Genomic DNA, 14,477 nt, shown 5'->3' on the forward strand with positions numbered 1-14,477 from the left:
ATATACCTAATTGTTAGACCTATCTTTCAGCTGGCTCTGCAGTTGTTCCAGGTGTTCATTCAGCTTCTCGCCACCTTTTATGCCAAAGTCCAGTGTGCGAATCGGGAACGGGATCATGACGTCGTTCGCGTCGAAAGCTTTTTTGATCTTAATGATGGCATCGCTCTTGGCTGACACAAAATCGATCTGCCGCGAATAGCTAATCCAGAAGCGGGCTTTAAAGTTGATGGAGCTGTCACCAAAGGCATCGTACATCACTTCTATGTCACGCGTCTTTACACGGTTCTTCACATCCTGCAGGGCCTCTATCACAATCTGCTGCACCCGCTCCAAATCCTCCCCATACGACACGCCCAACTCTAAATCGAGGCGCCGGGTCCCGTTACTCGAGAAGTTGGTAACCGGGTTCTCAAACACCATTTTGTTTGGCAGTTTCACCAGTTCGCCTGAGGGTTGCCTTACGTCCAGTGTGCGCAACGACACCCGCTCAATCACCCCAAAATAGTCGTTGGTTTCTATCATATCGCCCACTCCAAAGGGCTTCTGCACGGCAATGATGATACCTGAGATAAAGTTAGCGGCAATATCCTGAAAGGCGAAACCCAGGGCCAAACCGATGATACCGACACCAGCCAGCAAGGAAATCACCACCTTGTCGAGTTGCAATACGCTGAGCACAAAGAAGAAACCGACGGCCAGCAGGGCAATGTAAAGAATAGTGGAGATAAGGTTGTTGAGCGCTGCACTGTGCGATATACGCCCGATCACCTTGTCTAGTCCGTTGCGGATAAACCGGGCAATCACAAACGTGATGATCATGAGGATGATCGCCACGGCAATATTTGGCAGCATCAAAATCAAGTGCTCACCCCAACTCTCCAGCTTGCCCAGCAGAAGTTCAAGCGCTTTGTTAATATCGTTCATATAGGAATTCAGTTATTTCACATTATCTTCAGGTATAGCCTAGGCCCATACCCGCGTGCCCTCGGTGCAATTGCGGCACATCTCAATTTCCTCCCGTGACTGTAACAGCGATTTGCGGAATTGGTTATACCCCGGGCTGCGCCATACCTCCCGGAAGCTTTGCGCTTTCACATCGCCCATGCGGTATTCGGCGTCCTTGTCGAAACAGCAGGGCACTACCAGGCCGTCCCAGGTAATCACGCATGAGTGCCACATCTTCCAGCACTGGTTCAGGAGTTTGTTTTTGATGGAAAAGCTGCCGTCGCCGTTGTTTCTATACCTGGAGTAGTAGTCGATGGTCGGTATAAGCGGCGAGCCCTGCTCGTAATCATAGATCTGGGCCGTTTTGAAGACTACTTCGTCTACGCCCAATTCGTCGGCCAGGGCCTGCACTTCCGATATCTGGTGCTCATTGGGCTTTACCACCAGGAACTGAAACATGATGTGCGGCGTACGCGACTTCAGCTCTTTCTTCCATTTCACGACCTGCCGCGTTCCTTCCAGCACCTTGTCCAGCTTGCCACCTACCCGATAGGCTGCATAGGTTTCCTGCGTGGTGCCGTCTATTGACACGATCAGGCGGTCCAGACCCGACTCCACCGTTTTGCGGGCGGTGTCGCTATCGAGAAAGTGGGCGTTGGTGGAGGTGGCGGTATAGATGCCCCTGTCTGAGGCGTACTTGACCAGTTCCAGAAACTGTTTGTGCAGGTATGGCTCGCCCTGAAAGTAGAAGATCAGGTATAGCAGGCGCTTGTGCAGCTGGTCGATGGTCTGCTTGAATAAAGTGTCTTGCAGCATGCCGGTGGGCCTGGTGAAGGAGCGGAGGCCACTGGGGCACTCGGGGCAGCGCAGGTTGCATGAGGTGGTGGGCTCAAACGAAATGCTGAGCGGGTCGCCCCAGTGCACCGCCCTGCGCGATGCCCTTGCATACCAATAGCTGCCCGCCACCTGCAAGGCATTGAGCATGCGCAGCGGTGTTATTTTCGACAGAAAATTGAGCTTGTCAGAAAGGTGAAGCTTCATGTATGGGTATGCAAAAGAAAGGGCAGCCCACAAAGGCTGCCCTCTAAATTATACTTTATGGCGCTAACGGCCAAAAATACATATTGATTAGTATCGGAAGAGCGCTTTTACGCTGCTGCCGTCTTCGCTTGCCTCAGCCAGGCCGTTGTAGCTGCTTACAAACACCTTACCGCCCTGCGCCAGCGTCTTGATGGCCGCCAGGTTAATCAGGTCGTCGTCGCCGCGCTGGTAGTCTTTGTGCACTTCGGCCACGGCACTCTTGGCGTCATAACGTCCCCATACCGGGTTGCTTGGCGTAATAAACAGCGTGTCCACACGGCCATGCACCGCTTCGGCGGCCACAGTGGCAATGTCCTCAGAGGTTACGCCAGTGCCTGCCACGTTCTCGTAACGGCTCAGCGAGTCGGTGTGGCTTTGCTGCATCAGCGGTTTCACTACCTCCAGCGCCTTCTCGTGTATTGTCTGCGGGTTCATCCCGGCCATTGTCTCGTTCAGGTTGATGTGCTGCGGCACGATGTGCTTGTACTTGCTGAACTTGCGGTACAGAGCGCAGTAGTGGTCCACACCGGCCAATACGAGCGGTTCGGTGGCGTTGTGCAGAATCTCCTGCAGGCTGTTGTCTATCTCGTGGATGAACTCAATTACCTCGTCGTGTTCTTCGTCGCCTTTGGTGGCACCCGCCCCGTGCACAATGTTGGAGCCGTTCACGGTTGTGGTAGAGTTATGGAAATCCTGGTCTTTGCCTTTGATCGTGAACTTGAGCGCCTCGTTCATGCTCTCAGGTGCAAAAGCACTGATGTCGATCTGCCGGATGCGTTCGATCGTGGCCTCGTAGAACCCGATGCGCTCGCGGTACAGCGACAAAATAAAGAAGCGTCCGTTCTGGCTCAGGATCGGAAGGATCGGGGTGAAGTAAAACTGGTCGAGCACGTACACCACGTCAGGCATGGTAGTCGGCAAGGTATAGTGTGCCGAAAAGCCTTTGGTCAGAAACACGGCCAGTCCCTCAGCCTGATGTCGCCAGAATCCAGTATCGTTCAGGAGTTCTTCGGCAGGCTGCATGTAGGCGTTAATCTCCTGCTCTGGCACATCGTGCCTGGACAGCAGGGCGCGAGCTTCTTTCAGTTTGTTTTTAAATAGGGTTTGGTTCTGACCATTCAGTGTTTCGTGGCCAGCCCGGTGCGTAGGTATGTAAATGGAGATGCAAAGTGCGCCCTTCGTGTTGTTCTGTACATTGAGAAGTTTCTCAATGTCACTTTTGTTGATTAATGCCATATTTTCTAGCTGTTAAATGAATAAGGATATCTCAAACAATCAATTCCTTTCGGTTGCCCCCTCCTGATGAGGGGTTAGGCTTTAATTACGCACTAAACAAATGCACGGTTATTGATGCTTTCGGAAAGAAGTCCTTTGCCTCCTAAAACAAAGCCGCCCGTCACGTTAACATGACAGGCGGCTCTTGATAAAGTATAAGGTATAAACTGCTTACTTACGGGAGGCGCGGTTGCTCATCACATGCTGCAGAATTTCTTTTTCAACTTCGCGGTCTATGGGCCGACGGGGTTTCGTACTCAGAATCGTTCCGTCCTCGTCTATCAGGAAATAAGCCGGTACATCTTTGAGGCCATAGCTCCGAGCCAACTCGTGGCCTTGCCCTTTCAGGTATAGCTGTACGCCACCGAAGCCTCTCGACTGCACCACGCTGCGCCAGGCCTGTTCGTTCTCGTCCACTCCTATATTGATGAGGACCACATCGTGGGGCTGTAGCCTTCGGGCCAGTTCCTGCGCATGTGGTTGCTCTACCATGCACAGGCCACAGTCCGTGCGCCAGAAACTCAGGTATACGATCTTGCCTTTAAAATCGCTGAGCGATACCAACTCTCCGCTTATGTCCTTCAGACTAAATTCTGGGGCAACGCTGCCTATACCTAAGCCCGGGTGGCTTTCGTACTGGCGCAGCAAGGTGGCATGTACGTCAGCTATACCTTTGTTTTGGCTAAAATCCTGCAGCATGGCAGGCAGGTGCAGCACGTTCCCCTGCTGCAGCGATTGGCGTATCAGGTGGGCTTGTGCCATCACGCGTGCCTGCCCCTGCAAGGTATAGCTCACCTCATCGTAGGCCTTTTTATAATAGTGTATGTCGCTCGTTTCCAGCTTGGCCTGCTGCCCAATGAAGCGAATGTAGTTACGCAGTAAGGCCGGAAAACTGATAGCGTCCAGATTGGCAGGCTGGTCCATGTCCAGGTGATCCAGGAAGTCGAAGTATGTAGCAGAGGGGTGAAGCTGCACCGGCAGTCGCATCAGCTTGCGCATATCAAAAAAGGTGAGGCGATCGTTGGCGTAGCTGTATTCGATCTCAGCCAGAATCAATTGCCGGAAATGCTCGCTCACCGGCTTCGCTTCTATTTTCTTCTCGAAGATGGCCAGCTGGTCTTCTTTGCGGTAATCCAGGAACTGCAGAAACGCCTTTTCTGACAGCCTTACATTGTCGGGCAGGGTCTGGTAGTCCTCTTCTTCGTCAAAGCGATAAGTGTGCAGCGCCAGGTAGTTGTTTTCGTTGGCGCCCCGCCCACTGTATTTCAGTGTCTTGAGCATTTTTCCAGCTGCAAACGATACCTGCAGCTCAAAGCCCGGCTCCAGGTATAGTGGTACTGATTCGTTGCCGTAGACCAGCTCTACTGTCATGGGTTTGCTAACGGGCAGTTCAAACCTGAAGCGCCCGTTGTTTACCTCCGTAAAGGTGCGTTGTTCTTCCGGAAATAATAAAGAGGGGAGAGAGGCGATGAAGATGTCATCCTCCTGGCCTTTTTGAACTTTGCCCGTAATGGTAACGGTACTTTGAGCCAACAGGTAATGTGTCGCCAGCATGCATGCCAGCAATAGGGTGATCATCCGTTTCATAGGTACGAGTGGGTAGAGGTGTCTTATAAAATCTAATTTTGGTTGAGTAAGGCGCCATTTCGATCTTCCTGTCCAGGACAGATGAGATCTCAGCTAACGCACTCAACATTAATTATATAGATTATAATTCCAATTCCCAACGCCACCCTCCGAATTATACGAAAGATAGAAGTACTTCCTGTTTAAAGGACAATTCTAACCGAACAGGGAGGCAAACACCTCTTCTAATCGTCCAAAAGCGTGGACATTAATAGAGAATTTACCCAGGTCAACACCTTTCTTGTTGTATTTTGAGATGTAGATGTCCCGGAAGCCCAGTTTTTCTGCTTCGGTAATGCGGTTTTCGATGCGGTTAACGGCTCGCACTTCACCCCCAAGACCCACCTCGGCCGCAAAACATGAGGTGCTAGGTATAGCAATGTCTTCAAAAGAGGAGAGGATGGAGGCGCACACGGCCAGGTCAAGCGCCGGATCTTCCACCTTCAGGCCACCGGCTATGTTCAGAAACACGTCCTGTGCACCCAGTCTATACCCGCCGCGCTTCTCCAGCACGGCCAGCAGCATGTTCAGGCGCTTGCCGTCGAAACCGGTGCTGGTTCGCTGCGGCGTGCCGTAAGTGGCAGGGGTTACCAGGCTTTGCACTTCTATCAGCAGCGGACGATTGCCCTCCAGCGTGGCGCCGATGGCAATGCCACTGAACGCATCCTCACGCTGCGAAATCAGGATCTCAGACGGGTTACTCACCTCGCGCAGGCCAGTGCCCAGCATTTCGTAAATGCCCAACTCAGAGGTAGAGCCAAAACGGTTCTTGGAGGTGCGCAGAATACGGTAGGTCATGTGGCGGTCGCCCTCAAAGGTCAGCACCGTGTCCACCATGTGCTCCAGTATTTTGGGTCCTGCCAGGTTGCCTTCTTTAGTGATGTGGCCAATCAGGAAAACGGGCGTGCCGCTTTCTTTGGCGAACTTGAGCAACTCCGCCGTGCACTCGCGCACCTGGCTCACGCTACCGGCTCCGGCTTCTATAAAAGAAGAATGGAGCGTCTGGATAGAGTCGATGATGAGTACCTGCGGGCGCAGCTGCTCTATTTGCTTGAAGATGTTCTGGGTACCGGTTTCGGTCAGGATGAAGCAGTCGGAGGTCTGGGCATTGAGGCGCTCGGCCCGCATCTTGATCTGGTGCTCGCTTTCCTCACCGCTCACGTACAGTACCCGCAGGCCCGTCAGGCTCAGCGCGATCTGCAGCATCAGCGTGGACTTGCCTATACCTGGCTCGCCACCTATCAGCACCATAGAGCCCGGCACAATGCCACCGCCCAGCACCCGGTTCAGTTCCTGGTCTACGGTCTGGATGCGCTGCTGCTCCTGGTAATTGATGTCAGCGATGGGCTTAGGCTTGTTGGCCACCTGCGCCGAACTGCTCGTATTGCCCACTTTCCATACGCTGGTGGGCGTAAGTTCTTCGCGCTGCACCACTTCCTCCACGTAGGTGTTCCACTCCCCGCAGGCAGGGCACTTGCCGATCCACTTGGCCGACTGCGCCCCGCAGTTCTGGCAGAAATATGAGGTTTTGATTTTAGCCATTCAGCTTTATGCCTATGCAGCCCTTTTAACCGGAGCTGACGTGTTCTTGAATTGATTAAAAAAGAAGCGCTATACCTGCTGCGGATTCACGGCTTCTTCCACAGGCGTCTGTTTAAAGTATACCCTGAAGGTAGTACCCTGCCCCAGCTCACTTTCCAGTTCTATGCGGCCGCCATTGTTTTCGATAATCCGCTTCACAATGTACAGGCCTATACCTGTGCCTTCTACGTGATTGTGCAGGCGTTTAAACATATTGAAGAGCTTTTGCTCCTGTCCTTTTTTGATGCCAAGTCCATTGTCCTGCACGCGCAACACCACATACTCCCCTTCCTGGTAGGTGCTGATGTGCACCTCCGGCCTTAGATCCGGCTTGCGGTACTTGAGCGCATTGGACACCAGGTTGTAAATGATGCTTCGCAGGTTTTTGCGGGCATACAGCAGATTCTTCACCTGAAAATCTACCTGCACATTCGCATTGGATTCTCTTGCGAGACTGTCTATGTCCAGCATCACATCCTGCAGCACCTGTTCAAACACCAGCGGCTCTGCTTTGGCATGGAGCCCTTTCTGCACTTTGGTGATCTCAGCCAGGTCGGCAATCGTCCGCTTCAGCTTGTCGATTGCATCTGCCAGCATATCGAGCAGTTGTTTGTCTTCGCTCTCCAGTTTGCCTTCCAGTATGTCGCGTAACAGGTTCGACAGGCCCTCCATGTTGGCAATCGGAGACTTCAGGTCATGCGAGGCCGTATAGACGAAGTTGTCCAGGTCGTTGTTAGTGCGCAGCAGTTCCATGTTTTTCAGGCTGAGCTCCTCATTGGTTGACACCAGCTTGGTGCGGGCTTTCACCAACTCCGTTACCTCCACTGCGAAAATCAGCACGGCCTCTGGTTTGCCCTTTGCATCCATAAGCGGCTGTATCACAATGTTGAAGTAGCCTTGCGTCTGGTTGCCGTTGTTGTGGCTGTCAACCATAAGGGGCACCTCCTTGCCCACAAAGGGAGAGCCCGTTTCAAATACCTTCTTTATCTCTTCGAATATACCCTGGTACTCCAGTTCAGGGTGGGCCTCACGCAGCGTCTTACCTACCAGCAGGCGGTGTCCGAACAGCTTGCGGTAAAGCGGGTTGGCCAGCAGGTACTGCTGGTCTGAGGCGCGCACGAGCCCTACCAGGGCCGGTACTTCGAGGAACAGCTTCTGCAACAGTTCGGCATTCTGCTTCACTTTGCGGTCTGCCTCCTTTATATCCGTAATATCGATTGCCGAACTGATGTGCCCCAGGAATTCGCCATCGGCGCCGACGCGGGGCGTACAGGTAACCACCATCCAGCGGTACTGCCCATCATGTCGGCGCATGCGCACCTCTACACTAAAATCGCTTTCTGAGGCAAGGGCATTGTTGTACTGCTCATCAAAGCCAGGCAGGTCCTGCGGGTGGATGATTTGCTGCCAGCCGAAGTTGATGCTGTCTTCGAAGCTTTGGCCACTAAAGTCGAGCCATTGCCTGTTCACATACACGCTCTGCTTCCAGATGTCGAGTATGCTGATGATCACCGGGGCGTTATCAGCCATGGTCCGGAAGCGGGCCTCACTTTCGATTATGGCCTGCTGGGCTCGCTTCTCTTCTGTGATGTCGCGCACTTCAATGATCGTGGCGGTTGGCAATCCGTTTTCGATGATCGGGTGAGCGGCAACCGTTACACTAAAGAACTCTCCGTTTTTGCGAATGAACACATCCTCGTGCGAGCGCATGTTGTTGTTTGTTGGCAAGGCTCTGTCGAGCGGGCATTCTTCTATAGGGTATGGCCTGCCGTCCGGACGGGTATGATGGATCATGTTGTGGAGCGGCTTGCGCTTGATCTCCTCCAATGTATAGCCCGTCATCTCTTCAGCTGCCGGATTCATAAAGGTACAGTACCCTTCAGCATCCATCATAAACAGAGCCGCCGTGGCATTGTCGGTAATCGTCTGCTTGAGGCTGTTGGAGCGGCGTGTGTTGATGAGCGACCAGATGATAAAGAACATCAGAAGACTGATGATGGTACCTCCCAACAAAATAAAATAAGGAAGTTCGGTATCGGCAGAGCGCGCAAACGAGGGCTTGGCAGAAAAGTAAAGCCGCCATGTCTGGTTGCTGATACTCAGCGTGTTCAGCATGTCGAGCTCCCTCTTTTTGGCATCGTGGTAATGCAGCACACTGTCTGTGCTGTATAGCAGGTCGTTTTTCCCTAAGCTGGTACCGTCATATACCTCTATATCCAGGTCGTTATAGTTACTCCCCCAGATGGCCATCATCAGGTCTTTGGCCCGAAATGGGCTATACACAAAGCCCTTGATCAGGCGCTGTCGCTCTTTGATGGCCTCCGGCTCGGCATTGTCCTCATAAATGGGCAGGTAGATCAGGAAGCCTGCCTGTTCGTCCACGCCTGTTTCCTGCACCAGCCTCACCTTGCCCGACATGGCTGGCTTTCGCGTGTCACGGGCCATTTGCATCGCAGAGCGCCTAACCGAGTCGCTGAACATGTCGTAGCCAATGGCACGCCGGTTGCGTTTGTCGAGCGGCTCCAGGTAAATGATGGAGGTGTAGTTAGCGCGCGGCGTATCCGGCCGGATAGCATAATCTTCGAAACCCTCTTTCCGGAGGCGTTTGATATGGGCAGGTAGTTCGTCGGAGTTTATAAAATGGCTATAGCCCACACCCTGTATGCCGGGGTAGTTCTCTTCTAGCTTCAGCGTGCTGTAGTACTGCGCCCAGTCTTCGCGGGTAACCGTATCGGAAGCCACGAAAAGCGCCTTCGCGCCCACCAAAATCTGGGTATAGTCGCGCATGCGCAGTTCCAGTGCCTGCGTGGCCTGCAATGCCTTCAGTTCAAAGAGTTTTTCATTCCGCTCCAGCGCTTTCTTCTTGGTCTCTGAATAAATAAAAAGCGTTAATAGAAAAATAAGCAGAAAAGACGAGATCGCGATCAGATACTCCCGGACAAACGCTAGCAGTTTGGAAAGTTTCATAAATGAGATGAACAGGCCATTCAAAAAAACACCGGCCTTGCGCAAAACAACGGCCGGCGGTAGCACTTAGTTCAATGGTTAGGTCATCAAAAATAACGAATTTATCTTAACTGCCGCAACATTTAGGGGCTTTAAATCCAGAGGCGGCGGCAGTGTGAACCAGGCCCATCATTATACCTCTGTCACTTCTTTTTAAATGGGTAAAGCTGAATTATCTACAGTTTATTGGCCTTTGCATGTTAATTTTACGCCAAACATCTTTTTACCATGATAGATATTCTGAAAAGCCTGCTGTTGAGTTTTGTAGCTGTGGCTGTATTGTTGCCTGTGCTGCGCTTTGCCTTGCGCCGGCTATCACCAGCAGGTCACCAGGCTCCCCTAAGCCCCGACGAGGTCCGTTACATGCAAAAGAAAGAATGGCAGCTGACAATTGCCTATTTTGTTTTTGCTTCGGTGCTTTCCGTTTTCTTCTCAGGGGCGCTGGCTATGCTCTCGAGCATTCTGCACATATCTTCCGAGCAGATGTTTGTGATGACACCTAACTTCAAAGCCTTCTTTGCTCCGGGCCTGCTGCTGGGCCTTACCGTGGCGCTGTTGCCGCTGCGACTCTCACAGAGCACCCTCCTAAACCAGGACCATGACCTGTACAAGCAGTACCTGCGCCAGCAGGAGGGGCTTCGCTCTATTCGCCTCTACGGCATTTTGTTCGGGGCCATGCTGGTTTTCTCGCTGGTTGTACTTTGGTTTGCCATGCGCTGGCATGTGAACGTAAACGAAAACCAGGTGCAGGTGACCAACCTGCTCAACCAGGAGCGTAACTACCCGCACAGTGCAATCGAGAGCATCCACTACCTGGGTGCCGAGGGAGAGTACCTTATCACCTTTGAAGACCAGACCATCCTGAACACATCTTATCTGAAGCCTATTTCCCTGGATATGATTGCTCTTATATCCGACCGCTCGGGCAAACGCGTTATCCGATAAATTTACAGGTATAAGCCACACCTTGATTATACCTGTATAGCGGCCGTAAAAGAATATTTTTCGTAGTTTTGCCGGAGTTAAACTGATCCTTTAAACCTAAGTATAAACGATATGCAAGTTCGCGTAGAGAAAGACACGATGGGCCCGATTGAGGTGCCTGCCGACAAATACTGGGGCGCGCAGACACAGCGCTCAAAAGAAAACTTCACCATCGGTGGTCAGCAGATGCCGAAAGAGGTAATTGAGGCCTTCGCTATCCTGAAGAAATCGGCGGCTCAGGCCAATGCCGAGCTGGGCGTGCTGGCGCAGGACAAAGCCGACATCATCTCGCAGGTATGCGACGAGATACTGGCTGGCAAGCTGGACGACCAGTTCCCGCTGGTGGTATGGCAGACAGGCTCGGGCACGCAGTCGAACATGAACGTGAACGAAGTGGTGGCCAACCGTGCGCACGTGGTACTGGGTGGCAACCTGATGGACGAGAAAAAGAAAATCCACCCGAATGACGACGTGAACAAGTCGCAGTCGTCTAACGACACCTTCCCGACAGCCATGCACATTGCCGCTTACAAGAAAGTGGTAGAGCACACGCTGCCCATGGTGAAGAAACTGCATGACACGCTGAAGGCGAAGTCAGAGGAGTTTATGGACGTGGTGAAGATCGGCCGTACGCACCTGATGGACGCCACGCCACTGACACTGGGCCAGGAGCTTTCTGGCTACGTGAAGCAGCTGGAGTACGGCATGAAGGCGCTCAACAACACGCTGGATCACCTGAAGGACCTGGCGCTGGGAGGCTCTGCCGTAGGTACAGGCCTGAACACACCGGCTGGTTATGCAGAGCTGGTAGCTGAGAAAATCTCCAAGTATGCAGGCCACGATTTCCGCACGGCTCCTAACAAGTTCGAGGCACTTGCTGCGCACGACGCCATGGTAGAAACCTCTGGCGCCCTGAAGCAGCTGGCCGTTTCCCTGATGAAGATCGCCAACGACATCCGTTTGCTGGCTTCTGGTCCGCGCTCAGGTATAGCCGAGATCCTTATACCTGAAAACGAGCCAGGCTCTTCTATTATGCCAGGCAAAGTAAACCCAACACAGGCAGAGGCGATGACGATGGTATGTGCCCAGGTGATCGGTAACGACGTGGCTATTTCGGTAGGCGGCATGAACGGCCATTTCGAGCTGAACGTGTTCAAGCCGGTGATGATCTACAACCTGCTGATGAGCGCACAATTGATCGGTGATGCCTGCGACTCGTTTGACAAGCACTGTGCTGTAGGTATAGAGCCAAACAGAGAGCGCATCAAGCACAACCTCGAGAACTCACTGATGCTGGTAACGGCCCTGAACCCGCACATCGGGTATGACAAAGCTGCTGCTATCGCGAAGAAGGCCCACAAAGAGGGGACAACCCTTCGCCAGGCAGCCATCGAACTGGGTCACCTGACCAACGAGCAGTTCGATGAGTGGGTGAAGCCGGAGGATATGATCGGCAGCTTGAAAAAGTAAGCCTAACATAAAATACACGCTACAGAAAAGGCGGCCTGCATAGGTCGCCTTTTTTTATTTTGTCGCACAACACCCAGCTTAAGGGCAAAAAAAATTTACGCCCAAAAACCCATTTTCGTCATTTAACGGACATATCCTTTCAGAAAATAGTCATTTTTAGTACAATTTTTCAAACAGTTACCGAGTAAGTCACGTATCCCAATTCAGAAGCAGCGCTTCAACAAAAAACCTCCCATATACAAGAATATTACACAATCGATTCACTAAATCGCATCAGGAAAGGTATGCTTTATGCCCAAAGTTAAAAACACAGAAAACATATATAATACAATTTGTATATTTTAATCTTAAGACTAGCTTTTTAAGCTGTTCGCTTTATTTTTCACTCTATACATTCTGCTATGAAAGCATTTACTACAAAAACCTTCGCCGTGGCATTTGCCAGCCTTTTCTTATTTTCATGTGAGCGTAACGCAGACCAGGACCTGGTTGAGCCGATGCAAGCCAGCCAGCAGCAGGACCTGAGAGGCTACGACCCCACTACCTGTAACCTGGTGCAGTCGTTTGGAGAGGGCGAACTTCCCCGCAAAGCCAATGTGATAGAAGAAGACGGCGCCGTGATGATTGTAAAGGCACAGCGTCGTGGTCACAACGGCAAGTACCTCCCCGAAACGGAGGCTGTACTGCTCGACGCACACGACCCGGCAACAGACTTGGTCAACTTTATGGATGCCCGGTTTGATGGCATGTCCGGCTTACTGACCGTAGGCGACGAGTCAGGTCTGAAAGCCAACCGCGAGGGCGGCCGCATTACGCTGGACTTTTCGCCGGTGAGTTCCGTCACCATGAAAACCATGGTATTTACTGACATAGCCGAAGAGGACAAAGGCTCTAAAGTGGCATTATACAGCCGTACCGGACAGCTGCTGGTGCAAAAAGAAATTCCTGCCAACGGTAAGAACGAGGTCTCGTTTGTGTGGTTTGACAATGTACCGGAAGTGGCCAAAGCCGTTGTAACCTTTGGGGCCGAACGCAGCAAAACAGGCTCCGGTGCCATTGCCCGCCTGCAAATGTGTGCGGAAGGACAAGGCCGCTACGACGACGCCCGCTACCAGGATGTACGTACCTTGTGGCTGGAATATACCGGCCAGCAACCAGCCAATGTCACCGTTAAATCGATGCAGGAGGGGAACAGCGGCAACGTAGTGTTCGAAGCGAAAGGCATGAAGCCAGGCACCGTGTTTAAGATCGCGGCTTCAGAGGCCAACTCCTTAGGTGAGTCTCTCGAGATCGGAACCCAACGCGGCGAAAAGCAGCTTATACCTGTAAAAGCAGATCCTGCTGCCTCTTTAAAGAAAGCGTATGGCAATTTCCGGGTAGTAGAGGCCCGCTGCAGCAACTATCCTCTCAAGTTAGAAGAGTAAGATTGGAGATATATTAATTAGAAAGCAGCTCTGTATAGGGCTGCTTTCTTTGTTTGTAACAGGCACTAAATCTATCTATTCCGAATCATTTAGAAATACACATCGTATTAAAAGTAATTTTATTTTCAATAATATTTGAAAGTTATGAAATAAGTAGTATCCTTGTGCCATGGAATATAGCGAAGCAAAAGAGCGGTACATAGAAGCATGGGGCAGCTTGGGGTCAAGTTGGGGGGTGAACCGCACCATGGCCCAGATACATGCGCTTTTGATGATCGCGACAGAGCCTCTCTCTACTGAGGAAATCATGGAAGACCTCAAGATTTCCAGAGGCAATGCCAACATGAACATACGGGCGCTGCTGGACTGGGGACTGGCCAAGAAAGTGCTGAAGCCGGGTGAGCGAAAAGAGTATTTTGTTACCGATAAAGACCCGATGGTACTGGCTACCCAAGTGGCTAAGGAGCGCAAGAAACGAGAGCTCGACCCGATTGTCAGATTACTCGATGAAGTCTCGGCTGTACAGGGTGAGGGCAAAGAGGTGCAGGAATTCAAAAAAGTGACAACGAATCTGAAGGGTTTTGCCAAGCAGGCCGACTCTGTGATTAATACTTTTATACAATCGAACTCGAACTGGTTCTTCAAGATCCTGGGTAAGATTACCCGCTAATTTTTTTTGCTGATATGTTTCAATAATTATTGAAAATACTGAATCATTATGAAGGCAGACCTGACCATCCTCGCTTATTCTATTTACCTCCCGATTGGAGTGTTTGTGACATACTGGGTGGGGAAGAGTTTGTACAAAAACGGCAGGTTATACCTGCAGCAGATCTTTCAGCAGAACGAACAGCTAATCGACCCCATCAACAAGGTGCTGCTCACGGGCTACTACCTGCTCAATGTGGGCTATGTGTTTGTGCTGATGGTGCAACAGTTGCCGATCTATACCTACGAGCAGCTGATCGAAGTGCTGAGCAGCCGGGTCGGTATCATCTTAGTCTCACTGGGTGGCATTCACTTTTTCAATTTAGCAGTGCTTTACCTGATCAGCCGGAAAAATCAAACTATAAATTAACTATAAAC

Annotated in this window: 11 protein-coding genes; 5 read left to right on the forward strand and 6 right to left on the reverse strand. The window is 51.7% G+C overall.

The window, feature by feature from the left end; all coding sequences use genetic code 11:
- Positions 1 to 6 precede the first annotated feature (6 nt).
- The 6 genes from C8E01_RS12360 to C8E01_RS12385 form a co-directional block, all read right to left on the reverse strand.
- On the reverse strand, positions 7 to 924 hold the full coding sequence (locus tag C8E01_RS12360) for a mechanosensitive ion channel family protein (protein WP_116543757.1): 918 nt from the start codon (positions 922 to 924) through the stop codon (positions 7 to 9).
- Between the two features lie 39 nt (positions 925 to 963).
- Positions 964 to 1,986 (reverse strand): SPASM domain-containing protein, encoded by a 1,023-nt coding sequence (locus C8E01_RS12365; RefSeq protein ID WP_116543758.1) that lies wholly within the window; start codon positions 1,984 to 1,986, stop codon positions 964 to 966.
- 87 nt (positions 1,987 to 2,073) lie between these two features.
- Positions 2,074 to 3,261 (reverse strand): baeRF7 domain-containing protein, encoded by a 1,188-nt coding sequence (locus C8E01_RS12370; RefSeq protein WP_116543759.1) that lies wholly within the window; start codon positions 3,259 to 3,261, stop codon positions 2,074 to 2,076.
- 210 nt (positions 3,262 to 3,471) lie between these two features.
- Complete coding sequence (locus C8E01_RS12375; RefSeq protein WP_243409550.1) at positions 3,472 to 4,887, reverse strand: TlpA disulfide reductase family protein; 1,416 nt, start codon at positions 4,885 to 4,887, stop codon at positions 3,472 to 3,474.
- A 195-nt stretch (positions 4,888 to 5,082) separates the two neighbouring features.
- Positions 5,083 to 6,468: a DNA repair protein RadA gene (gene radA / locus C8E01_RS12380; protein ID WP_116543761.1), complete on the reverse strand. Its 1,386-nt coding sequence runs from the start codon at positions 6,466 to 6,468 to the stop codon at positions 5,083 to 5,085.
- Between the two features lie 69 nt (positions 6,469 to 6,537).
- Complete coding sequence (locus C8E01_RS12385) at positions 6,538 to 9,474, reverse strand: CHASE domain-containing protein (RefSeq protein WP_116543847.1); 2,937 nt, start codon at positions 9,472 to 9,474, stop codon at positions 6,538 to 6,540.
- Between the two features lie 267 nt (positions 9,475 to 9,741).
- Between C8E01_RS12385 and C8E01_RS12390 the strand changes: the two genes are divergently transcribed.
- The 5 genes from C8E01_RS12390 (at position 9,742) to C8E01_RS12410 (ending at position 14,469) form a co-directional block, all read left to right on the forward strand.
- Entirely contained in the window at positions 9,742 to 10,458 is a 717-nt protein-coding gene (locus C8E01_RS12390) for a hypothetical protein (RefSeq protein ID WP_116543762.1), read from the forward strand.
- A 111-nt stretch (positions 10,459 to 10,569) separates the two neighbouring features.
- Positions 10,570 to 11,967: a class II fumarate hydratase gene (gene fumC, locus C8E01_RS12395; RefSeq protein WP_116543763.1), complete on the forward strand. Its 1,398-nt coding sequence runs from the start codon at positions 10,570 to 10,572 to the stop codon at positions 11,965 to 11,967.
- 401 nt (positions 11,968 to 12,368) lie between these two features.
- A complete protein-coding gene (locus C8E01_RS12400; protein ID WP_116543764.1) occupies positions 12,369 to 13,391 on the forward strand; it encodes a hypothetical protein in 1,023 nt (340 codons plus the stop codon).
- Between the two features lie 169 nt (positions 13,392 to 13,560).
- Entirely contained in the window at positions 13,561 to 14,061 is a 501-nt protein-coding gene (locus C8E01_RS12405) for a GbsR/MarR family transcriptional regulator (protein ID WP_116543765.1), read from the forward strand.
- A 48-nt stretch (positions 14,062 to 14,109) separates the two neighbouring features.
- Entirely contained in the window at positions 14,110 to 14,469 is a 360-nt protein-coding gene (locus tag C8E01_RS12410; RefSeq protein ID WP_116543766.1) for a hypothetical protein, read from the forward strand.
- Positions 14,470 to 14,477: the final 8 nt, after the last annotated feature.

Source organism: Pontibacter virosus (genome assembly GCF_003096355.1).
Lineage (GTDB): Bacteria > Bacteroidota > Bacteroidia > Cytophagales > Hymenobacteraceae > Pontibacter > Pontibacter virosus.